The sequence below is a fragment of the Nonomuraea sp. NPDC050786 genome (genome assembly GCF_040654115.1).
Taxonomy (GTDB): domain Bacteria; phylum Actinomycetota; class Actinomycetes; order Streptosporangiales; family Streptosporangiaceae; genus Nonomuraea.
Map to the genome: position 1 here is coordinate 21,168 of NZ_JBFAHJ010000034.1, position 26,991 is coordinate 48,158.

Sequence of the window (26,991 nt, forward strand, 5' to 3'; positions counted from 1 at the left end):
GTTGCCTCTGTGTCAGCCGCCGCCCGCGGCGGACCGCCGGGTGTTCAGCTGGTCGAACCCGACCGCGACGAGGATGAGCACGCCGATGGCGATCTGGAGGTAGAAGGCGTTGATCGCCAGGAGGTTGCCGCCGTTGTTGAGCACGCCCATGATCAGCGCTCCGGTGGCGGCGCCGATCGCGCTGCCTTTCGCGCCGAAGAGGCTGGCGCCGCCGATGACGCAGGCCGCGATCGCGCTGAGCTCGAAGCCGGTGCCCGCGGTGGGGATGCCCGCTCCCAGGCGGGAGGCGAGCAGCACCCCGCCGAGGCCGGCGAGCAGGCCCGAGATCAGGTACACCGAGATCGTCACCATGCGCACGGGGACGCCGGCGAGGCGCGCCGACTCCGGGTTGGAGCCGACGGCGTAGATGTAGCGGCCGAAGACCGTCCGGGTGAGCACGAACCACACCACGGCGGTGACCGCGGCGGCGATGATGAGCAGGTTGGGGATGCCCAGGACCGTGCCGTTGGCGATGGCCTGGAACGCGTCCGGCACACCCTGGATGGTCTGCGCGTCGGTGCTGAGCAGGACCATTCCGCGGGCGATGCCGAGCATGCCCAGGGTCGCGATGAACGGCGGCAGCAGGGCCCGGGTCACCAGCAGGCCGTTGACGGCCCCGAGCCCGGTGCCGATCCCCACTCCGAGCAGGATCGACGGCACGATCGGCACGCCGGCCACCAGGAACTGCGCGGTGGAGGCGCCCGACAGGCCGAGGACCGACCCGACCGACAGGTCGATCCCGGCCGTCAGGATGACCAGGAGCTGGCCGACCGCGATGATCGCGAAGATGGCGACCTGGCGGGCGAGGTTGGCCAGGTTGTTGCCGGTGAGGAATTCGTCGCTGGCGAGCGTGAGGACGCCGATCGCCACGAGCAGCACGACCAGGCCGCCGCTCTCCCGTCCGGCGATGTCTCCGAGCGTGATGACCCGCCGCCTCGCCCCGGGTGCCGGCGCCGAAGCGCCGTCCGCTTCGCCTCCGGGCGGCTTGCTGGTGATCGTCGTGGTCTCTATCGGCTCCCGCCAGATCATCCTAGGCATCCCGGCCCGTCCCTCCCTGATCGCCCGGAGCGGCCGGGGGCTCGCCGCCTCCGCCACCGCTCGCCAGGCGGAGCACGTCCTCCTCGGTGGCCGTCCCGGGCAGCTCGCCCGCGACCGCCCCGTCACGCAGCACGAGGATGCGGTCGGCCAGTCCCAGCAGCTCGGGCAGGTACGACGAGACCACGATGATCCCCAGCCCGCTCGCCGCCAGGTCACCGATGACGGTGTAGAGCTCGCCCTTGGCCCCGACGTCGATGCCCTTCGTGGGCTCGTCGAACATCAGCACCTTCGGCTTGGTGAGCAGCCAGCGCGCGAGCAGCACCTTCTGCTGGTTGCCGCCGGACAGCGTCGAGACCGGCTGGTCGTACGAACCGGCGCGCAGCCGGAGGCTGTCGAGCAGCCGGTCGGCCTCCTCGGCCTGCTCGCGGCCGGGCAGGAGACCGCGGCGGGAGCCGCGGCGCAGGCTCGCGATGGTGACGTTCTCCCGGATCGACAGCTCCGGCAGCAGTCCCAGCACCTTGCGGTCCTCGGTGAGGAGCCCCACCCCGGCGTTCATCATCGCGCGCGGTCCGGACGGTCTCACCGGCCTGCCCGCGACCTCCAGGCGGCCGGCCGCGATGGGCACGGCGCCGAAGACGGACAGCAGCAGCCCGCTCCGCCCCGCCCCCAGCAGCCCTCCGATGCCGAGGATCTCCCCGGCCCCGACGTGCAGGTCGATGCTCGGCGAGCGCTCGAACCGGCGCAGCCCCCGGACCCGCAGCGCGGGCGTTCCCGCGTGCCGGTGGGCCTCCGGATACAGCGAGCTGATCTCCCGGCCGACCATGGCGGTGATCAGCCGGTCCTCGTCGTACTCGCTGATCGGCCCGGCCTCGGACAGGCCCCCGTCCCGCAGGACGGTCACCCAGTCGCCGATCTCGAACATCTCCTCGAGCCGGTGGGTCACGTAGAGCATCGCGATGCCGCGCTCGCGCAGCCGCAGGATGTGCTGGAGCAGCCGCTCGGACTCCGCCTCGGTGAGCGCCGTGGTCGGCTCGTCGAAGACGATCACTTTGACGGACTCCGCGGTCAGCACCTTGGCGATCTCCACGAGCTGGCGCGTGGCCGCCGGGAGCCGTTCGACGATCGCCTGCGGGCTGAGCTCCGTCAGGCCGACCTCGTCCAGGGCCTTCCTGGCCTGGGTCTGCAGCCGGCCCCTGGCGATGATCCCGGTACGGGCCGGCAGGCGGCCCATGAACAGGTTCTCCGCGACCGACAGGTGCGGCAGCAGGCTGAGCTCCTGGTAGACGGCCTGGACGCCGGCCGTACGCAGGGCCGCCGGGGTCGGCGCGGTGACCGGCCGGCCGTCGATCTCGTAGCTGCCGCTGTCGCGGCGCAGCGCGCCCGTCAGCACCCGGATCAGGGTCGACTTCCCCGCGCCGTTCTCCCCGGCGAGGCAGTGCACCTGGCCGGGCAGCAGGCGGAGCGAGACGTCGCTGAGCGCCTGTACGGAGCCGAACGCCTTGGAGACGCCGCGCAGCTCGACGACCGGACGCGCCATCATCCCGCCTTCATCGTCGGCGGGTTGAGCAGTTGCTTCACATCGGGCGCCGTCATGTTCCCCACGTCGGCCACGACCGCCCCCGGATCGATGTCACGCGGCGGGATGCGTTCGACCGTGGCCATCCCGGCCGCCAGCACACCCTGGTAGCCGAAGAAGTAGGGGTTCTGCACCACGAGCGCGTCGATGGTGCCGGCGGCGAGCGCGGCGTTCTCCTGCGGGTCGGAGTCGAACGCCACGACGGGTACGGTCGCGGTGGCGTGGTTGTCCTGGATCGCCCGGGCCGCGCCGACGCCCGAGGTGTTGTTGTCGGCGAACACCCCCGCGAGGCTCGGGTCGGCGGTCAGCGCGTCGTTGACCTGCGACGCCGCGGTGTTGATGTCGTTGTTGTTGTAGCGCTGCAGCGCCACCTTGACCTGCGGGCAGTTGTTCGCGATGCCCTGCTTGAAGCCGGCGTCCCGATCGACGAGTGACTGGATGCCGGCCACGGACGATTCGATCATGACGCTGCCGCTCGTCCTGTTCTGCGCCTTGAGCAGCTCGCACATGCGCTTGCCCGCCTGCGTGCCGGCCTTGACGTTGTCGGTGCCGATGAACCCCTCCGAGGCGGTGGTCACGCGGCTGTCCACGGTGATGACCTTGAGTCCCGCCTTGCGTGCCCGGTCGATCGCCGAGTTCAGGGCGCTGGAGGAGTTGGGCGCGATGACGAGCCCGTCGACGCCCCGGGAGATGGAGTTCTCCACCAGCTGCACCTGCTGGTCGATGTTCGTCTCGGACGTCGGGCCGAAGGTGCTCACGGTGAGACCGAAATCCCCGCCCGCCTGCTTCGCGCCGGCGATCATCGTCTGCCAGAACGAGGAGTCGCTCGCCTTGATGATCACATCGATCTTCTTGCCGCTCGCCGCCCCCGCCGGGCCGCCGCCCGCCGGCCGCCCGGCCGAACTCGTCGCCCGGCCGCCCACCACGCCGAGCACCAGCGCCACCAGCGCGATGGCCGCGACCAGCGAGAGCGAGAAGACGATACGGGAGCGGGCCATGACTCTTCATCCAGCTTGAACGGTTGGTCCCTTCAGCAAAGCTCTGCACGTCACTGGCTTGAAACCAATAACGGGAAAAGAAGTCATTACCCGGCTCCGCGTGGCGGCTACAGCAGGATGCGCCTGTGCCGCACGACCTGGTGCGGTACCTGGACCCTGGCGAGTTCCCGCAGCGCCCGCGACGCGCCGCTCCGCCTGGCCAGGGCAAGGGCCTGACGGGCCGTCTCGGCCCACCGCTCCCTTTCGTGGGCGTCGGCGTACGCGTGCGCCATGCGGGCCATGGCGTAGGCGATGGCGTAAGCCGGCTGCGCCTTCGGCGGCTCCTGCTCCAGGATCTCGATGGCGCCGCCGGCCTGACCGAGATCGACGAGACACCCGGCGCAGAGCGCGTGGTGCGCCTCGGCGGAGCTGTCGAACCGGTAGGGCGGGTCGTCGCCCGGCTCCTCCAGCGACTGCGCCGACTCCTCCAGGCGGCGATGGCACATGTCCACGTCCCCGGCGAGGGCGTGACCCTGCGCTTCGTGCTGCCGTGCCAGGGCGTCCACCCGCGGCGCGAGTTCGGCGCGTTCACGGGCGGCGACGGCGAGGTCCACGAGCCGGCCGGGATCACCGGTGGCGTCGGAGAGACCGCCCCGCTGGGCGAGCGCGTACGCCTCCAGCGGCGCGTCCGCCGCTTCACGGGCGTCGCGGATGGCCTCGTCCGACCACGCCAGCGCCCGGTCAGGGTCGCCGGCCTCGTGGTGCATGCGGCTGATCAGCTCCGCGTTCTCCGCGGCGAGCCCCAGCAAGGCCCGCCTGACGGACGGAGCGGCGTCGCGGTGGAACTCCTCGATCCCGGCGAAGACCGGCCGCAGCACGTTGATCAGGTCGGCGGGCCGCAGATCGGTACGGCTGTAGGCGTCGAGGATGGTCCTGAAGTAACGCACCGTCCCCTCGTCGGCCCGCTGGGGCGCCTCGATCGCCCGGCCGGTGCGCTCCTCCTCCTCGGCCGCGAACATCCCCGACCGCAGCGGAATGCCCGTGAGGTAGTGCCAGAGCGTGGTGCCGGCCGCGTCCCCGACGAACAGCTCCGCCTCCCCCAGGCCGAACGCCCGGCAGAGCAACTCCGCGTGCGACTCGCCGGGCCGCCGCGCTCCGGTCTCCCAGAGATGGATCATCGAACCGAGCGTCTCCGGCGCGGGCAGCTGATCACGCGACGTCTCGTCCGCCACGTCTGCCAGGCGCCTGCCCAGCTCCCGGCGGCTCCACAGGCGCGCGCGGCGCAGGACCCGCAGCCGGGCGGCCCAGATCGGAACATCGATGTCAACCATGGGCGTCCCCCCACGTCCAAGTGGCTTATCCCTATTGTCCGCTTTTTGGGGTCACCCGGCCAACGCATGTGGCGTGATGCTGATGGTCTGGTGGGTACGGGGTGCCGAAGCGTGAGAGAGGCGAGGCGGTTGACGTGGACGAGGAGAATCTTCTGGACTCGACGCCGGGCCTGCTGGTGGACGACAGCGACGACGAAGATCCCGTGCTGCTGCGTCCCGACGGCACCCGGGTCGACACCTGGCGCGAGCACTACCCGTACCCGGAGCGGCTGGGGCGGGAGCAGTACCAGCACTACAAGCGGCTGCTGCAGATCGAGCTGGTCAAGCTGCAGTACTGGGTCAAGGCGAACGGCGAGCGGCTGGTCATCCTGTTCGAGGGCCGCGACGCCGCGGGCAAGGGCGGCACGATCAAGCGGTTCATGGAGCACCTCAACCCCCGCGGCGCCACCGTGGTCGCGCTGGAGAAGCCGTCGGAGCGCGAACGTACCCAGTGGTACCTGCAGCGCTACATCGCCCACCTGCCCGCGGCCGGGGAGATCGTCCTGTTCGACCGCTCCTGGTACAACCGGGCCGGGGTGGAGCGGGTGATGGGCTTCTGCACCGAGGCCGAATGGCGGGAGTTCATGCTGCAGGCGCCGCAATTCGAAAGGGCGCTGGTGCGCGACGGCATCCACCTGATCAAGCTCTGGTTCTCGGTGACCCGCTCCGAGCAGCGCACCCGCTTCATCATCCGCCAGGTCGATCCCGTACGGCAGTGGAAGCTGTCCCCGATGGATCTGGCCTCGCTCGACAGATGGGACGACTACACCGCCGCCAAAGAGGACATGTTCCTCAACACCGACATGCCCGAGGCGCCCTGGACGGTCATCAAGAGCAACGACAAGAAGCGCGGGCGGCTGGAGGCGATGCGCTACGTGCTCAGCCTGTTCGACTACGACGACAAGGACCACGAGGTGGTCGGCACGCCCGACCCCCTCATCGTCAGATCGGCCTCGGACATCTACGACGAGGACCACACCGGGCTGCCCGACTGACCCTCATCGCGAGGTCCGCGTCAATCCGGCCGAGGACCGAAGAAGCGGCGCAGGGCGGGGGCCACCGCCTGGGGCTCACCGCCCTGATCGGCGTTCCAGGCGGCGCCGTGGCCGACCCCGGCCAGCTCGACCCGCTCGGCCGCGGGGATGATGCCGGCCAGGGCGGCCAGTCCCGCTCGCATATAGGCCGGGCTGTGCTCGGCGCCCAGGAGCAGGGTCTCGGCGTCGATGGCGGCGAAGCGCACGAGGTCCTGGAGCTCCTCGACGATGGCGACCTCGTAGGGAAGCGCTCGGGCCAGCTCGTCGGTCGAGGCGTAACGCCCCGGCTCTCCCCGCGCCTCGCGGCGCAGGAAGAGGCGCATGCCGGCCTCCAGGAGGCGCCGGGGAACGAGCTCGACCAGCCTCGGGGCGAGGCGGGTGACCTTCATGGAGGTGATCAGCATGCCGGGCACGTCGCCACGGGCGGCCTCGCGGTGGAAGCGGGCGATGAGCCTGTCCGGCAGGCCGTCGAGGTAGACGGGGGGATCGAAGGCCGCGACGCGCCGGATGCCGGGGAGCACGCGGGCGGCCTCGAGAGCCACCAGCGCGCCGGTGCTGAGCCCGAAGACGTCGGTCGCGCCGGTGGCGTCGAGCACCGCGGCGAGATCCTCGACGTCTCGCGCGACCTGATGGCCGGGCTCGAACGGGCGCGGGCTCAGTCCGCGGCCGCGACGGTCGGGCAGGATCACGGTGAACGAATCGGAGAGCATTCCGGCGAGCTCGACGAAGTTCTCGCACGTGCCCATGGCCCCCTGGACCAGGACAAGGGCCGGCCCGGTTCCCACGCTGCGGTAGCCGATGCGGGTCTTGTCGGTCGAGATGACGGCCGCATCCGTGAGGGTCAATAGCGATGTAGGCATGGAAAGGCCTTTCGATCGTTCATCCGCATCCGGTAGACGTACGTGTTTCGGCCTGTCGCGAAGAAGCCGGAGCACCAGCGCGGACGAACGTGCCGGCGTTCCACCCCCATGTTCGTGGTCATGCTATTCAGCGGCCGATCATCAGGACACCCCTAGAAACCGGCGTGCCGCCGACCCCGGCTCAGAGGAAGAGCGCCATTCCCACCGACTCGGGCGCCGTCTCGGCGAACCCGTACTTCTCATACAGATGGCGGGCGTCGCCGTCGGCGATCAGGGAGACGTAGGCGGTGGCCGGCGCGCGCTCGGCCAGCGCGGCCATCAGCGCGGTCATGATCTGCTTGCCGAGCCCACGCCCCTGATGCTCGGGCAGCACGCACATGTCCACGATCTGGAAGTGACATCCACCGTCTCCGATGACCCGCCCCATCCCCACCGGTTCCGCGCCGTGGTAGACGGTGACGGCGTGCCAGGAGCCGGCCAGCCCGGCCGTCGCCGCCTCGACCGACTTGGCGTTCAGCCCGCAGGCCGTGCGCAGCCGCCGGTAGACCTCCACAGCCGGCGCCTCGGCCCGTACGTCGTATCCGGCGCTCATCTCGATCGTCCCCTTCTGCGACCCACGGGTGTCAGTGGTGGTAGGCGTGGACCACCGCGTGCCCCTTGCCCCGCCCGATGATCCACTTGTTGATCGGGGTCGTGACGAGGAAGGCCACCAGCAGCGAGATCGCCAGCGCGCCCCAGAACAGCACGGTCCCGAGGCCGGCGTCCATGGCGCCGGGGATGGTCACCATGACGCCGTTGTCGACGATCTCCATGACGAGGATCGAGAGCGTGTCGGCGGCCAGCGCCAGCCGCAGCGCCGTACGCCAGTCCACGCCGGCGCGGAAGAGGCCGCGGAGCGTGAGCGCGTAGCCGAAGAAGAACGCCAGCACGATGGCCAGGATGATGCTGGGCCCGTTGCCCCAGCCCAGCGCCGTGGCGATCACCATGCCGAGCACCTCGCCGATGGCACAACCGGTCAGGCAGTGCAACGTCGCGGACGCCGCGACTCCCCAGGTCGCCTTCATCGCATGCGCTTCATGCCCGTGATCGTGGTGGTCGCCCCCCTCACCGGGATCGTGAGCGTCGTGTCCGGCATGGTGCGTCGATTCCGACATTGTTACCTCTCGCTCAATCAGCCACTCTGACCGCACACCCTATACCCCCATGGTGTATAGAACAACGCCGCGCGGTCACCCCGGATCGTTCCCTCCATACACCGGCGGGGTATGGTGCCAGCATTAACTCGTACACCCATGTACGAAATAGTCGGAGGGCATGATGACTGGCCATATCCCGCTCCACCTGCACGTGAACGGGCAGGCGCACGACCTGTCTCTCGATCCACGCGTCAGCCTGCTCGACTGCCTGCGCGAGCACCTGAACCTGACCGGCACCAAGAAGGGCTGCGACCAGGGCGCCTGCGGTGCCTGCACGGTCCTTGCCGACGGCGAGCGGATCAACTCCTGCCTGACGCCCGCCGTCCAGTGCGACGGCATGGAGATCGTCACCGTCGAGGCCATGGCGGGCCACGAGCTGGGCGGCAAGGTGCAGGAGGCGTTCCAGGCACACGACGGTTTCCAGTGCGGCTACTGCACGTCCGGACAGATCTGCTCGATCGTCGCCATGCTGGCCGAGCACCACGACGGCCGCCCCAGCGCCGAGACCCGGGACCTGACCGCGCCCGCGGCGCTCACCGACGCCGAGATCAGGGAGCGCATGGCGGGCAACCTGTGCCGGTGCGGCGCGTACAACGGCATCGTCGCCGCCGTCAGAGAGGTGGCCGGAGCATGAGGGAGTTCGCCTACGTCCGCGCGGCGGATGTGTCCGGAGCGGTCCGGCTGGCGGGACCTCGGGCGAGATACCTGGCCGGCGCGACGAACCTGTTCGACCTCATGCGGGAGGAGGTGGAGACGCCGGAGCTGGTCGTGGACATCTCACGCCTGCCACTCTCCGCCGTCGAGGACCTGCCGGGCGGCGGGCTCCGCCTGGGGGCGCTGGCCCGCAACTCGCAGGTCGCCGCCGACGACCGGGTCCGCCGGCGCTACCCCGTGCTCGCGCGGGCGCTGCTGAAGGGCGCCTCGCCGCAGCTGCGCAACCGGGCGACGGTCGGCGGGAACCTGCTGCAGCGGACGCGCTGCCGCTACTTCTACGATCTCGGCGCCCCCTGCAACAAGCGGGTCCCCGGCGCGGGATGTGCCGCCCTCGACGGGTTCAACCGCGCGCATGCCGTCCTCGGGGCGAGCCGGAGCTGTGTCGCCGTGCATCCGTCCGACATGTGCGTGGCGCTGGCGGCCCTCGACGCGACCGTCAACCTCACCGGCCGGGACGGCGAACGGAGCGTGCCCATCACCGACTTCCACCGCCTGCCCGGGGAGACCCCGCACCAGGAGACGGTGCTGCGCGAGGGCGAACTCGTCACGAGCGTGGACCTGCCGCCGGAGCAGCCTGGCCACGGCGACTACGTCAAGGTCAGGGACCGGGCCAGCTACGCGTTCGCGCTGGTGAGCGTCGCCGCGTCGCTGCGGGTCGAGAACGGCCGGATCACCAGGGCACGTGTCGCGCTCGGCGGGGTGGCGCCCAAGCCGTGGCGCGCGTACGCGGCCGAGCAGCTCCTGGCCGGAGCGGCGGCGGGCGAGGCGGCGTTCGGGCGGGCCGCCGAGGAGGCGGTCGCCGGGGCGACCCCGCTGGAGCAGAACGCGTTCAAGGTCGAACTGGCCCGGCGGCTGGTCCGGCGTACCCTGATCGAACTGGCAGGTCGCTCATGAACGTCATCGCCCGCGGTTTCAGCCTCGCCACGCGAGCCATGGGCAAGGTGGCCAGGCTCCTGCCCGACGGCCGCCACGACCCGCTCTCCACCCGGCCCGGCGAGATCGGCCGCGACGTCGACCGGCTCGACGGACCGGCGAAGGTGTCAGGCGGCATCCGGTACACCGCCGACCACGCCCCCGCGCGGCTCGCCTACGCCGTCCCCGTTCCCAGCGCGGTGGCCAAGGGCCGCATCACCGCCGTCGACTCCTCCCGGGCGCTCGCGGCACCCGGGGTCGTGCTGGTGATGACGCACGAGAACGCGCCGCCGATGAGGCCCACCGGCGCGTACGCCACGCTCAAAGGCCCGGTCGCCGCCGCCGCCATGAGCCTGCCGATCATGAACACGGACCGGGTCTTCTGGCACGGCCAGCCGGTGGCGGTCGTCGTGGCCGAGACGCAGGAGCAGGCGGAGCACGCGGCCAGGCTCGTCAAGGTCGAGTACGCCCCCGAGCCCGCGCGGCTGTCGATGACGGACGAGGCGGCCTACACGCCGGCCCACTCCGTGCTGGAGGAGTCGAAGACCGTGGTCGGCGACGTGCGCGCAGGGCTGGCCGGCGCGGCCGTCACCGTGCGAGGCGTCTACACCACCCCGCTCGAGTACCACAACGCGCTGGAGCCGCACGCCACCGTGGCCGCCTGGGACGGCGGCGATCTCACCGTCCACGACACCGCGCAGTACCCGTACGGGGTCAAGGAGATGCTGGCCAAGAAGTTCGGCCTGCCGCTGAGCCGGGTCCACGTGCGGGCGCCCTACATAGGCGGCGGCTTCGGCGGCAAGACCCCGGCCTGGCCGCATGTGGCGCTCACCGTGGCCGCCGCCGCACTGGCGGGCCGCCCGGTCAAGCTCGCGCTGTCACGTACGCACACGTTCCACATGACCGGCGGCCGGGCGCCCACCCGCAGCAGCATCGCGCTGGGCGCGGACGAGCGAGGACGCCTGACCGCCATCGTGCACGACGCCCTGTCCACCTGCACGACGGACGAGTTCGCCGAGGCCGCGATCGCCTCCTCGCGCCACCTGTACGCGTGCCCCAACATCGCCGCGCACCAGCGGGTCGTCCGGGTGGACCGCATCCAGAACGCCTTCTTCCGCGGCCCGGGCGTGACCCCTGGCTCGTTCGCGCTGGAGTCGGCCATGGACGAGCTCGCCTGGGAACTCGGCCTCGACCCGCTCGACCTACGCCTGCGCAACGAACCCGGCCGCGACCCGGTCTCCGGGCACCGCTTCACCAGCCGCCACCTGCGCGAGGCGTACGCGCTCGGCGCGGAGGCGTTCCGCTGGAGCGAGCGCGCCCCCGCCCCGAGGGCCACCCGCGACGGGCACTGGCTCGTCGGACAGGGCATGGCCGCCGCCGTCAACCCCGACACCGTCCTCATCGCCGCGGTCAAGCTCCGGCTCTCCGCCGACGGCACCGTCACCATCCACAGCAGCACGAACGAGCTCGGCGCCGGCACCTCGACCGCCCAGACCCAGGCCGCGGCCCAGCGCCTCGGCGTCCCCATGCACAAGATCCGCTTCCTGCACGGCGACTCCGACGTGGCCAAGACCCGCATCCCCGGCGCCTCCGCCGCCACGACCACCCTCGCCTCGGCCATCTGGTCGGCCCGCGACGAGCTGGTACGCGAACTCCTCAAACTCGCCGAGGAGACGCCACTGGCCGGGCGAAGGGTCGAGGAGGTGGAGACGCGTGACGAGGGCCTGTTCACCCGGGACGGGCGCGGGGCGACGTACCGGCGGATTCTTGAGCAGGCCGGACGCGACCACGTGGAGGTGACGGGCAAGTCGGCGCTGCCGTACCAGACGATCAAGCGAGCCACCAGCACCTACGGCGCGCACTTCGCGGAGGTGCGGGTGGACGCGGACACCGGCGAGGTGCGGGTCTCACGCTGGGTCGGCGCGTTCGACGGCGGTCGCATCGTCTCGCCGAAGCAGGCCGTGAGCCAGATGCGCGGCGGCATCATCCAGGGCATCGGCATGGCGCTGATGGAAGAGACGCTGTTCGACGAGCGCTCGGGCCGGATCGTCAATGCCAGCCTGGCCGAGTATCACATCCCCACGCACGCCGACGTGCCGGACATCGAGGTCCGTTTCGTGGACCTGCCCGACCCGCAGACGCCGCTCGGCGCCAAGGGCATCGGCGAGCTGGGCATCGTGGGCGTGGCCGCGGCCATCGCCAACGCGATCTACCACGCCACCGGCACAAGGGTGCGCGACCTGCCCATCACGCCGGACAAACTGCTCCAGATCTAGCTTGCATGGACGGTCCCCTCGCTCCCTCTTCGCGACGAGGTTGAACGCGCCGGTCCTTCGCACAGCTGGGTGTGCAGGGTTTCGTAAGCCCAGGTCTCCCACTGGGCCGGCGACCAGCCGCGGTCGCGGACGAAGACGAGGTAGAGATCGGGGCTGAGCAGGCAGTACAGCAGGTCGGCCGCCATCGCGGCGGACAGCTCGGGGCGGGCGCCGGGCTTGGCGACCAGGGCCTGCGCGGCGGCCGACTGCACCGTGAAGCGTGGATCCTCCTCGGCCGGCCACATGGTGGCGATCTCGGGATCGTTGGCGGCGGCGGCCTCGAGGAGCTTCGTGATGGGGGCGACCCGGTCGAGGATCAGCCGGGTGCCGTGCACGTGCTGCCGCAGCTGGTCCGCGGCGGTGGGCGCCGCGCACGCCTCGCGGAACCAGGGGCGGTCCATGGTGGCGACCGGCTCGTCGTCACCGGCGATGGTGGTGTCGACCAGCTCCTTCAGCAGCGCGCGCTTGTTGCGGAAGACGAAATAGATGGTCTGCACGGCGACGCCGGCCCGCTCTGCGACGTCCTGGAGGTTCGTGGCCCCATATCCATGCTCGAGGAACAGCTCCCGCGCCGCCGCGACGATCTTCGCGCGGGTCTGCCGGGATCGTTCCGTCCGCTTGTCCACCCGCTTGACAGTGCTCACGGCTCAAGTCTATATCTAGAGTTGTCGTCTAGAGATCAACTCTAAATAGTTCCGGAGGACGACATGAACGTGGCTCACCTCGCATGGCGGCTCAGCAGCCTGGGGAGGCGCTCCGAACGCGGCCGCGAGCTCGCGGTCAAGCGAACGCTGCAGGCCTACTACCTGTCCGGCAAGCCGCCGTGGGACAGCGGCATCCCGGCTCCCGAGCTCGTCGACGCGGTCGAGGGGCCGCACGCGCTGCCTCCCGGGCGCGCGCTCGACCTCGGCTGCGGCACCGGGACCAACGCCGTCTACCTCGCGCGCAACGGCTGGGACGTCGTCGGCGTCGACCTCGTCGGCCGCGCGATCCAGCGGGCCAAGGAAGGCCGGCGCGGCGGGCGTACGGCCCCTGCTGCTGCGCGGCGACGTCACCCGGCTGGACGGACTCGCCGTCGGCGAGGGCTTCAGCCTCTTCTTCGACCTGAGCTGCTACTGCGGCATTCCCACGCACCGCCGCGACGCCTACGCCGCCGGGGTCACCGCCCGGGCCGCTCCCGGCGCCCGGCTGCTGATGTTCGGGTACGGCCCGGAACCGTTCGACGACGGCTTCACCGGCGTCACCGCCGACGAGCTCCGCACCCGCTTCACCGGCTGGGAGCTCGCCGACGTCACCCCCGGCACCAACCCCGTACCCACGTACTGGTTCACGCTGCACCGGCGGACACCGGGGTCATAACCCCGGCCTCTGGACCTCCGGAGAGCCGGGCCCACGCTGTCCATGGCCAACGGACCGCACTTGGCCGACGGGCGGCGCGGCTCAGCGTGTGCGGGTCACCCTTCGGGCGGGGAGAGCAGCGACAGCATCGTCTTGATCAGCACCGGCTCGACCTCCTCGGGCGCCAGCCGGCCCGTCTCGCGCTCCTGCGCGGCACTGTGGATGATCGAGAAGAACGTCGTCACCAGCCAGGCCGGCGGCAGGTCGGTGCGGAAGTCGCCGTCGCGCTGCCCGCGCACGATGAGCCGCTCCACCCGCCGCAACGGCCGCTCATGGTGCTCCCGGATCCGCTCCGTGGCCAGGACCCGGTCAGCGGCCAGGAACAGGCGGCGGTGCCGGTCGAGCACCTCCCAGGACGACCGCAGCAGCCTCGCCATGGCCTCCGGCGCGGGTGCCGTGTCGATCGACTCGTCCGCCAGCACCGCGTCCGCCACGTCCACCGCGTGATCGAGCACCGCGTCCATCAGCGCCTCCCGCGACGGGAAGTGGCCGTACAGCGTCACCCTCCCCACCCCCGCGGCCTTGGCGATGTCGGCCACGCTCGCCCCGGCGTCGGCGCTGAGCAGCCGGGTCGCCGCGTCGAGGATCGCGGCGATGTTGCGCTCGGCGTCCGCGCGCCGAGCGGGTACGGGCTGTCGTGCCGCTGTCCTCACCATGGGATCCACCCTACGACGGCGGCCTCAGTGCCACGGGTGCGGCGGGATGGTCAGTCCTCGCCCACCACGCTCAGGTCGTCGCCCAGCGCGGCGGCGATCTCCGCGGCGCGGGAGTGGTCGTCCAGCCGTCGCGTCACATACGCACAGCCGTGGTGGTGGTTGAGCGACCACCAGGCCGCCGAGCCGCCGATCCCGCCCTTGGCGATCTTGCCGCGGTCCCGGACGAAGCCCAGCGTCCAGGTGATCCTGGTGCCGAAGACCTCGTCGAAATCCGTGACCTGGGAGGCGAGGAGGTCGGCGTGCAGCTCCGGCCCGAGCAGGGCGCGTACCGGGCTGTCGGCTCCGGTCAGCCGGGAGAAGAACCGCGCCATGGCGGTCGCCGTCGTGTGCAGGTTGACCGCGCCGAACACCGCCTGCCGCCAGGCCCTGGAGTTCGCCCGCTCGACGTCCAAGGTCCCGTCGGGAATCCGCAGCCACGGCGCGGCATGCAGCCGGCGCGGCCAGCCCGGGGCGGCGTACTCCAGGTCGGCGACGCGCTCGAGCGCGTCATCCGGCACCCCGAACCAGGCGTCGAGCTCCAGGGCGGGCCGTACGACCTCGTTGAACGTCTCCCCCAGCGTGGTGCCAGCGGCCGCACGCAGGATCCCGTCCACCAGGTGCCCATAGGTCAGCGCGTGCTCCCCGAGCGAGGTTCCGGGAGCGTACTCCGGCGCCGCCCGCACCAGGCTTTCGCGCAGCCCGGCATCATCGAGCAGGTCCAGGCCCGCGGCTTCGTCCGGGAACCGGGGCTGCCCTGCCCGGTGCGTGAGCACCTGGCGCAGCGTGGTGCGCTCCTTGCCCCTGATCCCGTACGCGGGCCAGTATCGGGCTATCGGCTCGTCCAGCGCCAGTGCGCCGTCGCGCACCGCCACCAGGGCGGCGAGCGTCACGAACGCCTTCGACAGCGAGTACGGCTGGACGAGGGTGTCGGCGCGCCAGGGGCGGCGCCGCGCGGCGTCGGCCCATCCCCCGCTCAGCCGGACGACCTCCCGGCCGTCCCGCCAGACCGACACCCCGGCCCCGGTCTCCCGTCCGTCGTGCACCAGCTTCTGGAACACCTCGAGCACCTTGTCGTACCCGTCGGCGACGAACCCTTCGACCGGCGCCGCAGCGAATCTCCCGGACTCTTCGCTCACTTCACATACCCCCTGTACGTATGATCCTTGACTCGGAATATACCTATGGTGGGTATCAAGGACAATGGAGGCCGGGTCTCCGGAAGCCGGGCGTACCGGCCTCCGGAGACTCGGCCGCGTCCGTCAGGAGCTCAGGACATCGCATCCGGCGGCCGCGATCGCTTCCTTGACCCGGCCGTCGTCGACAGGGCCGTCGGTCAGGATGCTGATCTTCGACTCCTCGAGGTTCAGGTCCACGCCGACGACGCCGGGCACCAGGATGAGCTCGGACCGGACGCTCGCCAGGCAGTGCTCGCAGCACTCCGTGGACAGCCCGCTGACGTGGTAGGTGACCAGACTGTAGGCGACAGTGATCATCCATACTCCAAGGGTTGGAACGATTGGGAACGGCGCGCCTTGCTGAAGATCCTGCCCGCGGCAGGCGTCCAGTGACAGGCTTCGGGGCTTCCGAGTCACGCCATGGCGAGAAACAGACATGCCGGATTGGAGAAGCACACGGGGCTGTGCCATGGTTTGCGCGTTTGTCCGGCAACGACGGGACCACCACATGACCGACGCCTCACCCTCCGAGGAAGACCGCCTCGCCCAGGCCCTGTACGAACGCGTCCACACCAGAGGCGAGACCGTCGCCGACGCGTCCGCCGCTCTGGGCCTCACCGAAGCCCAGCAGGAGACCGTGCGGAACCGCCTGATCCACCTCGGCCTGCTCAGCCCCGAATCGGAGCTCAGCATCGAGGCGGCCGCGGCCCTGGCACTCAACCTCGAACGCAGCCATCGAGCACTGGACAAACTGGTGGAACAGCACGTCCTGACCGCCTCGCTGGCCAAGAACTACCTGGGACTCGCCCGGCCGGCCGGCGACGACACCTCGGTGCAGTTCTATCCGCGCGAGGAGCGTGCCACCCGCCTCAACCAGCGCCTCAACGAGCTGGCGGAAATGGCGCAGCACGAGATCGCGGAGCTGCACCCGGCCGCGAACTGGACCCCGCAGAGGCTGGACGGCGGCGTCGAGCGCAACAAGGTCTCACTGAGCAGAGGCGTCCGCATCCGCGCCCTCCACGCGCAGATCGCGCTGTCCGACCCGCTCGTGCGCGACCATCTGCGCGCACGCGCGTCGGAGGGCATCGAGATCCGGTTCGCGCCCATCGTCCCGACGCGCATGCTCGTGTACGACCGGCGCATCGCGATCATCCAGGCCGACCCCGAGGACCTCCGAGCCGGCGCCGTGCTGATCCGCGGCGGCAACGTGGTCAGATCGCTGGCCGCGATCTACGACTACCTCTGGCTGACGGCCTCAGAGCCGCAGGAGGTACCGCGGCACGGCATGGCGATGACGGGGCAGCAGCACGCGGTGCTGCGCCTGCTGGCGACCGGCGCCAAGGACGACGTGATCGCCCGCAAGCTGGGCGTGTCGAATCGCACCGTGACCCGGGTCGTCGCCGAGTTGATGGCGATCCTGGGGGCGGACAGCCGCTTCCAGGCCGGCGTACGCGCCGCCAGGCTCGGCTGGCTGGACTAGATCGTGACGCGCGGCGTCAGTCGCCGTGCAGGCCGTCCGGGTCGCAGTAGTCGATCTTGTCCGTCGGCCTGAAGCTGGCGACGATGAGCTCCCGCTTGAACGGGCCGCCCTTCGGCACGTCCTCGGCCGACACCTCCAGCGTGAACTGCTGCATCGCCCGCAGCGCCCGGCCGGCGATGACGACCGGACGGCGCACCAGGTAGATCGCGGAGAAGGGGCAGCAGTAGTAGCTGCCGAACGGCTTGCCCTGGGCGTCGGTGGCAAAGGTGATCGCGCCGTTCTGCCGGGCGGCGTCGATCTCGGCCTGGATGCGCAAGGTGAGGGCGGGGGCCGGGTCGTAGTCCCACATCTCCTTGATCGCCTGGTGCGCCCGCGGGTCGGCCTGCCAGAAGCTCCGCTTCTGCGGGTCGGTCAGGCACCACGGGTCGAAGTTGCGGGCGTCGGCGACCCTCAGGTCGGCGGGCGGGACGGCCTGCCGTACACCTGGTCCCTGGTAGCCGGCGATCAGACCGGGCATCGCGATGAGCTGGCCGAGGTGGTAGTAGATCTCCAGAGCTCGCTGCAGGCGCTGCTCGATGGCCTCGTGCATGCGCGGTGCCGGGTCGGCGTCGAGCAGGCCTTCGGCGTAGTCGGCGGTCGTCGCCGCCTCGGCGGCCAGCTGGCGCAGCCGTTCCAGTGCGGGGCGATGCCTGTCGGCGTCGGCGACGGTCTGTTCGAAGACACCGAGCGCGACCTCGGCGTGCTGACGGATCGCGCGCGAGGCGGCGAGCATGCCGTGCAGGTGCGGCAGCGGACATGGGCTGGCCTCGGCCCATCCGGGCAGGTCAGCGGGGAGCAGCAGCTCGTTCTCCACCAGGTAGCGGGAGTTTCCCGCGGCCTGGCGGGCTCGTGACACCCAGCTCTCCACCTGGGCGAAGCAGGCGTCGACCTGCTCAGCGGTGACCTGCGGCACGTAGCCCACGGTGCTCGGGTCGGCGGCGTAGTCCGCGTCGAGCAGGTGCTCCCCGATGGCCTGCAGAACGAACGCGTTCCACGTGCACAGCAGCTGCCCGGCGGCGGCCTGCGGGCCGTGCCACAGGTTCACCCCCTCGGCGGCTAACCGGGAGCGCAGCGCCTCCGCCCGCTCCAGCTCGGTGTAGACGAGCCCGCCCGCCCGGCGATAGGCCTCGAGCTCGTCGGCCCGGACCTCTCCCTTGAACGCCGCCGTCATCCGCGTCATGAACGACATGCATGCCTCCCCGTTGTTCCCCTTTCGTCGTAGCGTACGGGCGGGCATGATCCCCCAGCCGGATCATTTCCATCACGACTTGTGCACACCGTCGTGGCAGCGCTCACGTGCTGCCTTCACGTGAGCGTGCCAGCCGTACGGCGAGCAGCGCGAGCGGCAGCAGCGCGACCAGCAGGTAGGCGACCGCGGCCAGCCGCTGATCGCTGAGCGGGTCCGGCGCGCCGGGCGGCGCCGCCAGCAGGAACCAGTCGGCCGCGACCGGAGGTCCGAACAGCAGCAGGGCGCCCACGGCCAGCTGCACCACCCCGACGGCGGCCAGCAGCCCGGCGCGGACCGCCCAGGAGATCCGGGGCGGCAGCGGGTCCACACCCGCCAGCATCCAGAACACCACTGAGCCGGCGCCGAAGAACCCCAGCTCGGTGGCCAGGTGAGCGGCGTGCTCCGGCAGGGCCCAGGCCAGCCAGCCGGTGCGGTACAGGAGCGGGAAGCCCAGCATGTAGGCGATCGGCAGGCAGACCAGGACGGCCGGCCGGCCGGGGCGGCGCGTCCCCGTACGGAGATCTGGGGTGGCCCGCGCGGCCAGGGTGAGCGGCGCGCCGAGGCAGAGCAGCAGCGGGGCCAGGACGGCGAGGACGGTCTGCTGCAGGGCATGGACCGACAGCATCACCCGCGCGTACCCTCCGACGCCGCCGAGCAGCACCAGTGCCATCAGCGCCAGGCCGGTGTACCAGGCGAGCGTGCGGCCGAGCGGCCAGGAGGCGACCCGCCGCACGCCGGCCAGGTAGCCGATCGCCGGCAGGGCCAGCAGCAGAAGGACCATCGGATCCAGGCGGGCCTCGGTGAGCAGCGCGGTGGGCGTGAAGGGGGCCAGATCGTACTCCAGCACGCGGAAGAGGTGCCCGCCGTCGATCTGCGGGGCCGGCGGCGGAGTCCGGGAGAGGCCGACGGCCAGGGCCATGGCCGCCACCATCACGATCAGCTCGCCCGCGGCCAGCCGGATGAAGACCTGGCGTACGCTCCGGTCGGCGACGCGCGCGACCGTACGGCGGCGGTGGGTCCGGCCGAACACGGCGAGGATCGCCAGCGCGGTGGTCTTGGCCAGCAGGAACCCCCCATAGGCGCTCCCCCACAGGTCCGAGATCGCGTTCAGCCGGACCCATGCGGCGGCCAGACCGGAGACGGCCACGCCCGCGAAACACCACAGGGCGATCGTGCTGAACCGGGCGAGCACCGCGCGTAGATCGCCGGAGTGACGGAAATGCAGCAGCACCGCGCCGAGGCCGCCGACCCAGAGCGACACCGCGAGCAGGTGCGTCATCAGGGCCGACACCGCGATGTCGTGGCCGGCGGCGGAGGCCGCGTGGCCGACAGAGGTGGGCGGCAGAAGCGCGAACGTCGTGATCGCCAGCGGGATCCACGCGGGCAGGCGCCGCAGCCGCGTGGCCGCGGCCGCCACGACGACCATGGCCGCCACCAGGAGGAGCACGCGGGCCTGCGGGATGGACAGGCTGAAGCCCAGCAGCTCAGGAGAGGCGAGCAGGTCCGGGACGGGCAGCGCGGTGATCTCCGACAGGGTCAGCAGGTAGCTCAGCAGGCCGGTGACCGCCCAGCCGAGCGCCCAGCGGCCCGCCGCGCGCAGGCAGGCCGCTTTCTGGGGCGATGCGGGCGGGGCGAGCACGGCGGCGGCGAGGAGCGTTCCCACGGTGGCGACCGAGCACAGGTGGTAGCAGAACCGGACCAGCGGCAGTCCCCATGCGGTGAGCGGCCCGGCGGTGGGCAGCCCGGCGATGGCCGGCTCCCGCGTGCCCTGGCCCAGGGCCATGCCCAGCACCACGGCCAGCACCACGGCCAGCACCACGGCCAGCACCACGAGGCCCGCGGCGATCGACGCGGTGCCGGCGTGGATCCGCTGACGCCGCCCGTCGAGGAGGCCCGGCCGGCCGGGGCGGGGCGGCGTCCAGGCGCGCTTGCGTGTCGGACCGACCCTTGAGTCCGCTGTCAGGCTCCAGCGCATACATGGGGATACGCGGCATTCTGCGGGTCGGTTCGCGCGGGTGGGGTCACCAGCCGAGCTCGTCGCAGCCCTGGTGATCGGCGGGCTCGACCTGCAGGGTGGCGTGGGCGACGCCGTGGCGCCGGCGCAGCAGGTCGCGGGCCTGGTCCAGCACGGAGTGGTTGTCGTTCTGGTCGGTGGTGACGAGGTGGGCGGTGGCGACGTTCATGCCGGAGGTGAGGGTCCACAGGTGCAGGTCGTGCACGTCGCGTACGCCGTCGATCGCGGCCAGGTCCTTCGCGACCGCGGTGGCGTCCATGCCTTCGGGTACGTGCTGGCCGAGCACGGCGAAGACCTGGCGGCCGAGCGAGATCGCGCGGACGGCGACGAAGACCCCGATGGCCAGCGCGACGACCGTGTCCCAGAACGTCTGGCCGGTGGCGGTGACGAGCCAGCCCGCGATGATGACGCCGACGGACCCGGCGGTGTCGGCGACGACCTCCAGGTAGGCGCCCTTGACGTTGAGGCTCTCGCTCGCGCCCGCGCGCAGCAGCAACAGCGCCACGACGTTCACCACGAGGCCGATGGCGCCGACGACGAGCATCGGGCCGGAGGAGACCTCGGCGGGCCCGCCGATGCGGCCGATGGCCTCGATGACCACGTACAGGGCGACGGCGAGCATCAGCGTGACGGCCAGCAGGGACGCGAACACCTCGGCCCGGTAGGAGCCGTAGCTGCGGCGTCCGGTGGTGTCGGGGCGGGTGGCGATCCTGGTCGCGATCAGGGCCGCGCCGAGGGTGACGACGTCGGCGGCCATGTGGCCGGCGTCCGACAGCAGCGCCAGCGAGCCCGAGACCAGCCCGAAGGCCAGCTCGACCACGAAGAAGGAGCCGATCAGGGCGAAGGAGGCCGCCAGCCGCCACCGGTGACGGCTTCCGGCGTGCCCGTGCCCGTGTCCGTGTCCGGCGCCCATCAGGTGTTCCCGGCGCGTTCGGGGTGGATGGCGTCGGTGTGCTCGGTGTGGGCGAGCGCCAGGTCGAGCAGCATCCGTACGTGCGGGTCCTCCAGACGGTAGTAGGCCATCCGGCCGGAGCGGCGCGCGGCGACGATGCGGTGCGCGCGCAGCAGCCGCAGGGCGTGGGAGACGGCCGACTCGCTCTGGCCGGTGACCGCGGCCAGGTCGCATACGCACAACTCGCCGTCAAGCAGGGCGACCAGCAGCCGCAGCCGGTTGGGGTCCGACAGCAGGCCGAAGATGTCCGCGGTGTCGGTCAGGTCCTCGGCGGCCGGCATCCGTTCGCAGACGGCGGCCACCCGGTCGGCGTCCACTACTTTGGCAGCGCATCCGTCCATCGCCAACACGCTCTTATCTGAAGAACCATTCATATGAACAAGATAGGACGATTCCTGGATGCCGTGTCAAGAGCGCGCCTCCTGCCGGCAGAGCTCGCGGAGGGCGGCGGCGAACCGGTCGATGTCCTCCGCGGAGGTGAACAGGGCGGGCGTGACGCGGACGGCGCCACCGCCGGCCATGCCCGTCCGGGCGACGGTGAAGATCCGGTGCTCGTTCATCAGGCGGTCGGCGATGGCGGTGTTGTCGGCTTCGGTGGTGCGGCCGCGGAGCCGGAACGCGGTGATGGCGCCGTACATGCCGTCTTCGTCCGGGGTGAGGATCTCCAGGTTCCCGACATCGCGGAGCGGCCGGACCCAGCGGTCGCGCAGGAACCGCAGGCGGGCCTGTTTGACCGCGGCGCCCAGGTTGTCGTGGAAGTCCAGGGCGGCGTCCACGGTGAGGACGGGAGCGACGTTCATGGTGCCGGAGTGCACCCGGGAGCGGATGTCGGTGGCGGGGTAGGTCTCGTCGGCGTACAGGAGGTCGATGTCGGCCAGGCGGCCGGCGCGGATGTAGAGGAATCCGGCGCCCAGCGGCACGCCCATCCACTTGTGCAGGGAGAAGACGGCGAAGTCGGCGTCGAGGTCGGCGAGGGTGAAGTCGAGTTGTCCCCAGGAGTGGGCGGCGTCCACGATCACGTCCACTCCCCGCCGGCGCGCCATGGACACGATCCGACCGACGGGCGTGACCAGGCCGGTGCGGTTGTTCATGTGGCTGAGCAGGAGCAGCTTGACCTTCGGGTGCTCGCGCAGCGCGCGCTCGTAGGCGTCCAGCACCGCCTGGCGCGTGGCCGGTTCGGGGATGACCATGCGCACGACCTCGGCGCCACGCCGCTCCCGTAGCCAGTTCATGGCGTACTGGCCGCTGTGGTAGTCCAGGTCGGCGTACATGACGGCGTCGCCGGGGCGCAGGCGGCGGTAGCCGGCGACGAGGTTCTGCAGGGCTTCGGTGCCGCCCCGGGTGAGCGCGATCTCGTCCCGCGACACGCCGAGCAGCCCGGCGATGCGGTCGCGGATCCGGTCGGCGCCGGCCTTGTACGTGGTGCGCAGCAGGTGAGAGCTCTGCTCGTTGAGCAGGTCGATATTGCGGTGGTACGCCCGGCGGACGGGCTCGGACATGATGCCGTAGTAGCCGTTCTCCAGGTTCACGAAGTCGGGGCTCACCCGGAACTGGCGGGCGACGCCGGCCCAGAAGCGCTCATCGCGGGCCACCTCCTCGGGGGTGCTGCCGCGCGGCGCGAAGAGCACGTCGGCGGCCGCGGGGCCCGCGGCGATCGCGCCGAGCCCGGCGACGACCCGGCGTCTCGTCAGGGTCACGAAAAACACCACCTGTAAGTCGGCAGAGATACGCGAATGTCCAGTGTCACCTCGATCGCAGTACGGCACGGCCTTCATTTATTCGTGTCGTGAGATGTCTTTCGGGAAGAATGGCGGCGGGAGCTTTACCGGAATCTTTGATTTCGCCGGGCGCGTCCGGTGGGCTCGCGGGCATCATCACCGGTGATGCTCACGACACGAACGATCCGCTCCCACCGCCCGGCCGGTCGGCTGACGGCGCGTGCGGCGCTCGTGCTCGTGCTGCTCATCGGCGTGGTGTTCGCCCATGGCGGCGCGTGCGCGGCCGTGGAGTTGTCGGAGCCGGCCATCGACGGCGCCCACATGCAGGACACCGCCGTGGACACCGCCATGGACACCGCCATGGACACCGCCATGGACGCCGCCATGGACGCCGCGCCGTGCCTGCATCGGGAGTTGCCGACGCGTCACCGGCACGGCACCGAACCGGACTGCTGCTCGGCGGCCGGCCTGGCCGACACGCCCCTCTCCGTGGCCACCCCGGCGACCCGGTCGGCGCCCACCGCACACGGCGTCGCCGAGATCGCGATCGCCCACGCGTGTGCGGCCCGCCCTGCCGCGCCCCGTCTGGGAAATCTCTGCGTGATGCGCATATAGGAGTCATGACCTCCGTCAGTCGTCCGAATTGCGTCATTCACTTCCGGGAATTCACCCATGCCATCACAAACTACTTCCGCGCGCCCGCAAGAGGCGCCCGCCGCCCATTCTTCGTCGCTTTCGCTGACCGTCGGCAATACGCCGCTGGCGTTCATTTCGGAGCCGTTCGTACCGGGAGGAGGATTCTGGGCCAAGCTGGAAGGCTTCAACCCCGGCGGCATCAAGGATCGTCCCGCCCTGCACATGGTGCGCCGGGCGCGGGCCCGGGGGGATCTCCGGCCGGGCGCGACGATCGTCGAGTCGACCAGCGGCACCCTGGGGCTGGGCCTGGCCCTGGCCGGGATCGTCTTCGGCCATCCAGTCGTGCTGGTGGGCGACCCCGGGATGGAGCCGCTGATGTGCCGGCTGCTCGCCTCCTACGGCGTACGGCTGGAGATCGTCACCGAGCCGCACCCGGTCGGCGGCTGGCAGCAGGCCCGCCGCGAGCGGGTCCAGCGCCTGCTCGCCGAGACTCCCGGCGCCTACTGCCCCGACCAGTACAACAACCCGGACAACGTCGACGCCTACGCCGGGCTCGCCCACGAGCTGCTGGGCCGGCTCCCGCACATCGACACGCTGGTGTGCTCGGTCGGCACCGGCGGGCACAGCGCCGGCATCCACAACGTCCTGCGCCACCACTTCCCCGACCTGAGGCTGGTCGGGGTGGACACCGTCGGCTCGACCATCTTCGGCCAGCCCGCCAGGCCCCGGCTGATGCGCGGGCTCGGCTCCAGCATCCATCCCCGCAACGTCGCCTACGACGCCTTCAGCGAGGTGCACTGGGTCAGCCCGGCCGAGGCGGTCTGGGCCTGCCGCACCCTGGCCGCCCGGCACTACGTCTCGGGTGGCTGGAGCACCGGCGCGGTCACCCTGGTGGCCCGCTGGCTGGCCCGCACCGCCCCCGGACAGGCCATCGTCGCGGTCTTTCCCGACGGGCCGTGGCGGTACTGGAACACCGTCTTCGACGACGACTACTGCCGCGCCCACGGCCTGCTGGGCGCCGTACCGGCCGAGGAGCCGGACGTGCTGGACGTACCGACCGAGCGGGAGGTGCGCCGCTGGACGCGCTGCACCACCGTGACGGACCCGCTGGCAGGCACGAGGTGAGCGGCGTGCTGCGGGAGTTCCGCTCCTTCGACCGGTCGATCCAGCTGCTGCAGGTCAACCAGGCGGGCATCAACCTCGGCTTCTACATGCTCATGCCCTATCTCGCCCAGCACCTGTCGAGCGGCGCGGACCTGGCGGCCTGGACGATCGGGCTGGTCCTCGGCCTGCGGAACATGAGCCAGCAGGGCATGTTCCTGATCGGCGGCACCCTGGCCGACCGGCTCGGCTACAAGCCGCTGATCATGCTCGGCTGTGCGCTGCGGACGGTCGGGTTCGCGCTGTTCGGGCTGACCACGTCACTGCCTCTGCTGATCGTGGCCGCCGTCGTGACGGGCTTCGCGGGTGCGCTGTTCAATCCGGCGGCCCGCGCATACCTGGCGGTCGCGGCCGGGGAGCGCAAGGTCGCCGCCTTCGCCGTGTTCAACGTCTTCTACCAGGGCGGCATCCTGCTCGGCCCGCTGGTCGGCATCGCGCTGCTGAAGACCGGCTTCACCGCCGTGTGCCTCTCCGCCGCGGCGATCTTCGCGGTCCTGACCGTCCTGCAAGGCTGGTGCCTGCCGGCCCGGCGCGGCCCGGCGCGGGAGGAGCAGCCGGTGCTGCGCGACTGGCGGCGGGCGTTCAGGGACCGGGCGTTCGTCTCCTTCGCCACGGCGATGATCGCTTCGTACGCGCTGTCGTACCAGATGTATCTGGCCCTGCCGCTAGAGGTGCAGCGCCTCGGCGGAGGCGAGATCGGCGTGACGGCCCTCTACGCCCTCTCGGCGCTGCTCGGCATCGCCGGTCAGGTGCGCCTGACCGGCTGGTGCTCGGCCCGGTGGAGCCGCGGACAGGCGATCAGCCGCGGCCTGGCGCTCATGGGGGCCGCTTTCCTGCCGCCCGCCGCGGCCGCCCAGCTGCCCCTCCCTCCGGGGTGGGCGATGGCGCCCGTCGTGCTCTGCACCCTCCTGCTCACCCTCGGCACGCTGGTCGCCTTCCCGTTCGAGATGGCCACCATCGCCGACATGGCGGGAGACCGGCTGATCGGCACCTACTACGGGCTGTACAACCTGCTGTCCGGCGTCGGCATCCTGGCCGGGAACCTGCTGTCCGGCGCCCTGCTCGACTCGGCCCGCGCCACCGGCCTGGCCGGCCTGCCGTGGCTGCTGCTGGCCGTCACAGGAACGGCCTCGGCGGCGGCCGTCAGGCGATTGGACCGGCGTCACCGGCTCTCCCCCACCGGCCGGGTGGCCCTCGCCGGGCTTGACCCCGGATAGTCAGCCCTGCTGCGGGTGGCGCGTGCCTGAGGCAGGTCGGTGGCGCCCGCTCCAGATGCCGCCGGCGAGCATCGGCGCTGCCTGCGGTGCGGGCGGCGCGCATCTCGCTGCGGTAGGCGGCCCGTACGCGGGCGGGCATCGGGCGGCCGATCATCGCGGGTCGTCCTGACCGGGAGAGCAGCATCCGTCCGCGCAACCGTCACGCTCGGCGGACGCGGAGACCGGCGCGGCGGGGACGGCGCAGCAGGCATCGCCGCGCCAGGCCTCGCGCCCTTCCTTGACCGCCACGGCGGCGATGACCAGCGCGGCGATCGGGTCGGCCCAGGACCAGCCGAACAGGCTGTTGAGCGCGAGCCCGGCCAGCAGCACCGCCGAGAGATAGGTGCACAGCAACGTCTGCTTGGAGTCGGCCACAGCCGAGGCCGAGCCGAGCTCCCGACCGGCGCGGCGCTGGGCGTACGACAGGAACGGCATGACCGCCAGCGAGAGCGCGGCCAGGATCAGACCGGGCGTGGAGTGCTCGGCCTCACCCACCCCGAACAGGGCGCGTACGGAGTCGAAGGTGACGTACGCGGCCAGCGCGAAGAAGGAGAACGCGATCACGCGCAGCGCGGTCTTCTCGCGGCGTTCGTGGTCGGCGGCGGAGAACTGCCAGGCCACCGCGGCGGCGGAGGCGACCTCGACGACCGAGTCGAGACCGAAGCCGATCAGGGCCGAGGAGAAGGCGATGGTGCCGGCGGTGATGGCGACCACGGCCTCGATCACGTTGTAGGTGATGGTCGCGGCGACCAGCAGCCGGACGCGGCGGCGCAGCACGGCGCGGCGGGCCGGCGCCGGGCCCAGGTCCAGCGCCGTCACGACACCGCTTCTTCCATGAGCCCCGCCTGGCCGGAGCCGGGGCAGAGAGCGACCGCGTGGCCGGTGGCGGCCAGCAGGTACTCGGCGGAGGCGAGCAGGTCCATCAGTTCGGGGCGGGTCAGCGAGTAGAACGACTGGCGCCCTTGGGCCCGGTAGTCGACCAGGTGGCAGTCGCGCAGGCAGGCCAGATGCTTGGACACGGTGGACTGGGCCAGCCTGAGCTCGGCGGTCAGGTCCACCACCCGCGCCTCCCCTCTGGCCAGGCGTTGCACGATGCGCAGCCGGGTCTCGTCGGCCAGGGAGTGGAACAGTGCCGCCGCCGGAGAGATCCCGGCGGCGATGTCGGCGCTCACACAACGGCCACCGTCGCCATCAATCGTCATATGGCG

At 71.4% G+C, this 26,991-nt stretch carries 27 protein-coding genes and 1 pseudogene; 10 read left to right on the forward strand and 18 right to left on the reverse strand.

The window, feature by feature from the left end; translation table 11 throughout:
* Window positions 1-12 precede the first annotated feature (12 nt).
* From AB0H84_RS42840 to AB0H84_RS42855, 4 genes are all read right to left on the reverse strand, one after another.
* Entirely contained in the window at window positions 13-1,077 is a 1,065-nt protein-coding gene (locus tag AB0H84_RS42840) for an ABC transporter permease (RefSeq protein ID WP_357617777.1), read from the reverse strand.
* Window positions 1,070-2,617: a sugar ABC transporter ATP-binding protein gene (locus tag AB0H84_RS42845; RefSeq protein WP_357617779.1), complete on the reverse strand. Its 1,548-nt coding sequence runs from the start codon at window positions 2,615-2,617 to the stop codon at window positions 1,070-1,072. The genes AB0H84_RS42840 and AB0H84_RS42845 overlap by 8 nt, the downstream gene beginning before the upstream one ends.
* Window positions 2,614-3,651: an ABC transporter substrate-binding protein gene (locus tag AB0H84_RS42850; protein WP_357617781.1), complete on the reverse strand. Its 1,038-nt coding sequence runs from the start codon at window positions 3,649-3,651 to the stop codon at window positions 2,614-2,616. Before AB0H84_RS42850 ends, AB0H84_RS42845 begins: the two co-directional genes overlap by 4 nt.
* A 107-nt stretch (window positions 3,652-3,758) precedes the next feature.
* Window positions 3,759-4,961 carry a hypothetical protein gene (locus AB0H84_RS42855; protein ID WP_357617783.1) on the reverse strand — a complete coding sequence of 401 codons (1,203 nt, stop codon included), beginning with the start codon at window positions 4,959-4,961 and terminating at the stop codon, window positions 3,759-3,761.
* A gap of 101 nt (window positions 4,962-5,062) precedes the next feature.
* Between AB0H84_RS42855 and ppk2 the strand changes: the two genes are divergently transcribed.
* Window positions 5,063-5,995: a polyphosphate kinase 2 gene (gene ppk2, locus AB0H84_RS42860; RefSeq protein WP_357617784.1), complete on the forward strand. Its 933-nt coding sequence runs from the start codon at window positions 5,063-5,065 to the stop codon at window positions 5,993-5,995.
* Window positions 5,996-6,015: 20 nt separating this feature from the next.
* Here ppk2 and AB0H84_RS42865 read toward each other — a convergent pair whose 3' ends face one another.
* From AB0H84_RS42865 to AB0H84_RS42875, 3 genes are all read right to left on the reverse strand, one after another.
* Window positions 6,016-6,894: an alpha/beta hydrolase gene (locus AB0H84_RS42865; protein ID WP_357617786.1), complete on the reverse strand. Its 879-nt coding sequence runs from the start codon at window positions 6,892-6,894 to the stop codon at window positions 6,016-6,018.
* Between the two features lie 181 nt (window positions 6,895-7,075).
* Window positions 7,076-7,486, reverse strand: a complete 411-nt coding sequence (locus AB0H84_RS42870) for a GNAT family N-acetyltransferase (RefSeq protein ID WP_357617788.1) — start codon at window positions 7,484-7,486, stop codon at window positions 7,076-7,078.
* A 31-nt stretch (window positions 7,487-7,517) separates the two neighbouring features.
* Window positions 7,518-7,958: a DUF4396 domain-containing protein gene (locus AB0H84_RS42875; protein WP_357617789.1), complete on the reverse strand. Its 441-nt coding sequence runs from the start codon at window positions 7,956-7,958 to the stop codon at window positions 7,518-7,520.
* 250 nt (window positions 7,959-8,208) lie between these two features.
* Between AB0H84_RS42875 and AB0H84_RS42880 the strand changes: the two genes are divergently transcribed.
* Genes AB0H84_RS42880 through AB0H84_RS42890 form a run of 3 tightly spaced genes read left to right on the forward strand, consistent with a single transcriptional unit; the run spans window position 8,209 to window position 11,992 of the window.
* Window positions 8,209-8,724, forward strand: coding sequence for a 2Fe-2S iron-sulfur cluster-binding protein (locus AB0H84_RS42880; protein ID WP_357617791.1), 516 nt, complete (start codon window positions 8,209-8,211; stop codon window positions 8,722-8,724).
* Window positions 8,721-9,698: a xanthine dehydrogenase family protein subunit M gene (locus AB0H84_RS42885; protein WP_357617793.1), complete on the forward strand. Its 978-nt coding sequence runs from the start codon at window positions 8,721-8,723 to the stop codon at window positions 9,696-9,698. Before AB0H84_RS42880 ends, AB0H84_RS42885 begins: the two co-directional genes overlap by 4 nt.
* On the forward strand, window positions 9,695-11,992 hold the full coding sequence (locus tag AB0H84_RS42890) for a xanthine dehydrogenase family protein molybdopterin-binding subunit (protein ID WP_357617795.1): 2,298 nt from the start codon (window positions 9,695-9,697) through the stop codon (window positions 11,990-11,992). Before AB0H84_RS42885 ends, AB0H84_RS42890 begins: the two co-directional genes overlap by 4 nt.
* Here the strand turns inward: AB0H84_RS42890 and AB0H84_RS42895 are convergent.
* Entirely contained in the window at window positions 11,989-12,675 is a 687-nt protein-coding gene (locus AB0H84_RS42895) for a helix-turn-helix domain-containing protein (protein WP_357617797.1), read from the reverse strand. The genes AB0H84_RS42890 and AB0H84_RS42895 overlap by 4 nt on opposite strands.
* Before the next feature lie 63 nt (window positions 12,676-12,738).
* Between AB0H84_RS42895 and AB0H84_RS42900 the strand changes: the two are divergent.
* Window positions 12,739-13,002, forward strand: a pseudogene (locus tag AB0H84_RS42900) (SAM-dependent methyltransferase); the annotation flags it as partial.
* Window positions 13,003-13,225: 223 nt separating this feature from the next.
* On the forward strand, window positions 13,226-13,390 hold the full coding sequence (locus AB0H84_RS42905; protein ID WP_357617798.1) for a hypothetical protein: 165 nt from the start codon (window positions 13,226-13,228) through the stop codon (window positions 13,388-13,390).
* Between the two features lie 95 nt (window positions 13,391-13,485).
* Here the strand turns inward: AB0H84_RS42905 and AB0H84_RS42910 are convergent, their stop codons facing one another.
* The 3 genes from AB0H84_RS42910 to AB0H84_RS42920 form a co-directional block, all read right to left on the reverse strand.
* On the reverse strand, window positions 13,486-14,085 hold the full coding sequence (locus tag AB0H84_RS42910; RefSeq protein WP_357617800.1) for a TetR family transcriptional regulator: 600 nt from the start codon (window positions 14,083-14,085) through the stop codon (window positions 13,486-13,488).
* Between the two features lie 50 nt (window positions 14,086-14,135).
* Complete coding sequence (locus tag AB0H84_RS42915) at window positions 14,136-15,260, reverse strand: serine hydrolase domain-containing protein (protein ID WP_357617802.1); 1,125 nt, start codon at window positions 15,258-15,260, stop codon at window positions 14,136-14,138.
* Window positions 15,261-15,383: 123 nt separating this feature from the next.
* Entirely contained in the window at window positions 15,384-15,617 is a 234-nt protein-coding gene (locus tag AB0H84_RS42920) for a heavy-metal-associated domain-containing protein (protein WP_357617804.1), read from the reverse strand.
* A gap of 190 nt (window positions 15,618-15,807) precedes the next feature.
* On the opposite strand from AB0H84_RS42920, the gene AB0H84_RS42925 reads away from it, so the two are divergent.
* Window positions 15,808-16,779 (forward strand): helix-turn-helix transcriptional regulator, encoded by a 972-nt coding sequence (locus tag AB0H84_RS42925; RefSeq protein ID WP_357617806.1) that lies wholly within the window; start codon window positions 15,808-15,810, stop codon window positions 16,777-16,779.
* A 16-nt stretch (window positions 16,780-16,795) separates the two neighbouring features.
* On the opposite strand, the gene AB0H84_RS42930 is transcribed toward AB0H84_RS42925, so the two are convergent.
* The 5 genes from AB0H84_RS42930 to AB0H84_RS42950 form a co-directional block, all read right to left on the reverse strand.
* Window positions 16,796-18,007, reverse strand: coding sequence for a hypothetical protein (locus AB0H84_RS42930; protein WP_357617808.1), 1,212 nt, complete (start codon window positions 18,005-18,007; stop codon window positions 16,796-16,798).
* Window positions 18,008-18,110: 103 nt separating this feature from the next.
* Window positions 18,111-20,021 (reverse strand): cytochrome c oxidase assembly protein, encoded by a 1,911-nt coding sequence (locus tag AB0H84_RS42935; RefSeq protein ID WP_357617810.1) that lies wholly within the window; start codon window positions 20,019-20,021, stop codon window positions 18,111-18,113.
* 46 nt (window positions 20,022-20,067) lie between these two features.
* The gene (locus tag AB0H84_RS42940) at window positions 20,068-20,973 is read right to left on the reverse strand and encodes a cation diffusion facilitator family transporter (protein WP_357617812.1); all 906 of its coding nucleotides are present in this window, start codon (window positions 20,971-20,973) and stop codon (window positions 20,068-20,070) included.
* Window positions 20,973-21,353, reverse strand: coding sequence for a metalloregulator ArsR/SmtB family transcription factor (locus tag AB0H84_RS42945; protein ID WP_357617814.1), 381 nt, complete (start codon window positions 21,351-21,353; stop codon window positions 20,973-20,975). Before AB0H84_RS42945 ends, AB0H84_RS42940 begins: the two co-directional genes overlap by 1 nt.
* 66 nt (window positions 21,354-21,419) lie before the next feature.
* Window positions 21,420-22,709 carry an aminotransferase class V-fold PLP-dependent enzyme gene (locus tag AB0H84_RS42950; RefSeq protein WP_357617816.1) on the reverse strand — a complete coding sequence of 430 codons (1,290 nt, stop codon included), beginning with the start codon at window positions 22,707-22,709 and terminating at the stop codon, window positions 21,420-21,422.
* A gap of 186 nt (window positions 22,710-22,895) precedes the next feature.
* Here AB0H84_RS42950 and AB0H84_RS42955 point away from each other — a divergent pair, with 186 nt between their 5' ends.
* Genes AB0H84_RS42955 through AB0H84_RS42965 form a run of 3 tightly spaced genes read left to right on the forward strand, consistent with a single transcriptional unit; the run spans window position 22,896 to window position 25,744 of the window.
* Entirely contained in the window at window positions 22,896-23,345 is a 450-nt protein-coding gene (locus tag AB0H84_RS42955; RefSeq protein WP_357617818.1) for a hypothetical protein, read from the forward strand.
* A 57-nt stretch (window positions 23,346-23,402) separates the two neighbouring features.
* Window positions 23,403-24,491, forward strand: a complete 1,089-nt coding sequence (locus AB0H84_RS42960; RefSeq protein ID WP_357617820.1) for a PLP-dependent cysteine synthase family protein — start codon at window positions 23,403-23,405, stop codon at window positions 24,489-24,491.
* Between the two features lie 5 nt (window positions 24,492-24,496).
* The gene (locus tag AB0H84_RS42965; protein ID WP_357617822.1) at window positions 24,497-25,744 is read left to right on the forward strand and encodes an MFS transporter; all 1,248 of its coding nucleotides are present in this window, start codon (window positions 24,497-24,499) and stop codon (window positions 25,742-25,744) included.
* A 150-nt stretch (window positions 25,745-25,894) separates the two neighbouring features.
* Here the strand turns inward: AB0H84_RS42965 and AB0H84_RS42970 are convergent, their stop codons facing one another.
* Window positions 25,895-26,602: a cation transporter gene (locus AB0H84_RS42970; protein ID WP_357617824.1), complete on the reverse strand. Its 708-nt coding sequence runs from the start codon at window positions 26,600-26,602 to the stop codon at window positions 25,895-25,897.
* Window positions 26,599-26,985: a metalloregulator ArsR/SmtB family transcription factor gene (locus tag AB0H84_RS42975; protein ID WP_357617825.1), complete on the reverse strand. Its 387-nt coding sequence runs from the start codon at window positions 26,983-26,985 to the stop codon at window positions 26,599-26,601. Before AB0H84_RS42975 ends, AB0H84_RS42970 begins: the two co-directional genes overlap by 4 nt.
* Window positions 26,986-26,991: the final 6 nt, after the last annotated feature.

Bases quoted from the DNA above. Each gene is read 5' to 3' on its own strand.
- AB0H84_RS42940 (WP_357617812.1), bottom strand. From the start codon at position 20,973: ATGGGCGCCGGACACGGACACGGGCACGGGCACGCCGGAAGCCGTCAC.
- AB0H84_RS42955 (WP_357617818.1), top strand. From the start codon at position 22,896: ATGCTCACGACACGAACGATCCGCTCCCACCGCCCGGCCGGTCGGCTG.
- AB0H84_RS42925 (WP_357617806.1), top strand. From the start codon at position 15,808: ATGACCGACGCCTCACCCTCCGAGGAAGACCGCCTCGCCCAGGCCCTG.
- AB0H84_RS42880 (WP_357617791.1), top strand. From the start codon at position 8,209: ATGATGACTGGCCATATCCCGCTCCACCTGCACGTGAACGGGCAGGCG.
- AB0H84_RS42975 (WP_357617825.1), bottom strand. From the start codon at position 26,985: ATGACGATTGATGGCGACGGTGGCCGTTGTGTGAGCGCCGACATCGCC.
- AB0H84_RS42845 (WP_357617779.1), bottom strand. From the start codon at position 2,617: ATGATGGCGCGTCCGGTCGTCGAGCTGCGCGGCGTCTCCAAGGCGTTC.
- AB0H84_RS42960 (WP_357617820.1), top strand. From the start codon at position 23,403: ATGCCATCACAAACTACTTCCGCGCGCCCGCAAGAGGCGCCCGCCGCC.
- AB0H84_RS42885 (WP_357617793.1), top strand. From the start codon at position 8,721: ATGAGGGAGTTCGCCTACGTCCGCGCGGCGGATGTGTCCGGAGCGGTC.
- AB0H84_RS42840 (WP_357617777.1), bottom strand. From the start codon at position 1,077: ATGCCTAGGATGATCTGGCGGGAGCCGATAGAGACCACGACGATCACC.
- AB0H84_RS42905 (WP_357617798.1), top strand. From the start codon at position 13,226: ATGTTCGGGTACGGCCCGGAACCGTTCGACGACGGCTTCACCGGCGTC.
- AB0H84_RS42890 (WP_357617795.1), top strand. From the start codon at position 9,695: ATGAACGTCATCGCCCGCGGTTTCAGCCTCGCCACGCGAGCCATGGGC.
- AB0H84_RS42850 (WP_357617781.1), bottom strand. From the start codon at position 3,651: ATGGCCCGCTCCCGTATCGTCTTCTCGCTCTCGCTGGTCGCGGCCATC.
- AB0H84_RS42865 (WP_357617786.1), bottom strand. From the start codon at position 6,894: ATGCCTACATCGCTATTGACCCTCACGGATGCGGCCGTCATCTCGACC.
- AB0H84_RS42870 (WP_357617788.1), bottom strand. From the start codon at position 7,486: ATGAGCGCCGGATACGACGTACGGGCCGAGGCGCCGGCTGTGGAGGTC.
- AB0H84_RS42935 (WP_357617810.1), bottom strand. From the start codon at position 20,021: ATGCGCTGGAGCCTGACAGCGGACTCAAGGGTCGGTCCGACACGCAAG.
- AB0H84_RS42945 (WP_357617814.1), bottom strand. From the start codon at position 21,353: ATGGACGGATGCGCTGCCAAAGTAGTGGACGCCGACCGGGTGGCCGCC.
- AB0H84_RS42920 (WP_357617804.1), bottom strand. From the start codon at position 15,617: ATGATCACTGTCGCCTACAGTCTGGTCACCTACCACGTCAGCGGGCTG.
- AB0H84_RS42930 (WP_357617808.1), bottom strand. From the start codon at position 18,007: ATGTCGTTCATGACGCGGATGACGGCGGCGTTCAAGGGAGAGGTCCGG.
- AB0H84_RS42910 (WP_357617800.1), bottom strand. From the start codon at position 14,085: ATGGTGAGGACAGCGGCACGACAGCCCGTACCCGCTCGGCGCGCGGAC.
- AB0H84_RS42855 (WP_357617783.1), bottom strand. From the start codon at position 4,961: ATGGTTGACATCGATGTTCCGATCTGGGCCGCCCGGCTGCGGGTCCTG.
- AB0H84_RS42875 (WP_357617789.1), bottom strand. From the start codon at position 7,958: ATGAAGGCGACCTGGGGAGTCGCGGCGTCCGCGACGTTGCACTGCCTG.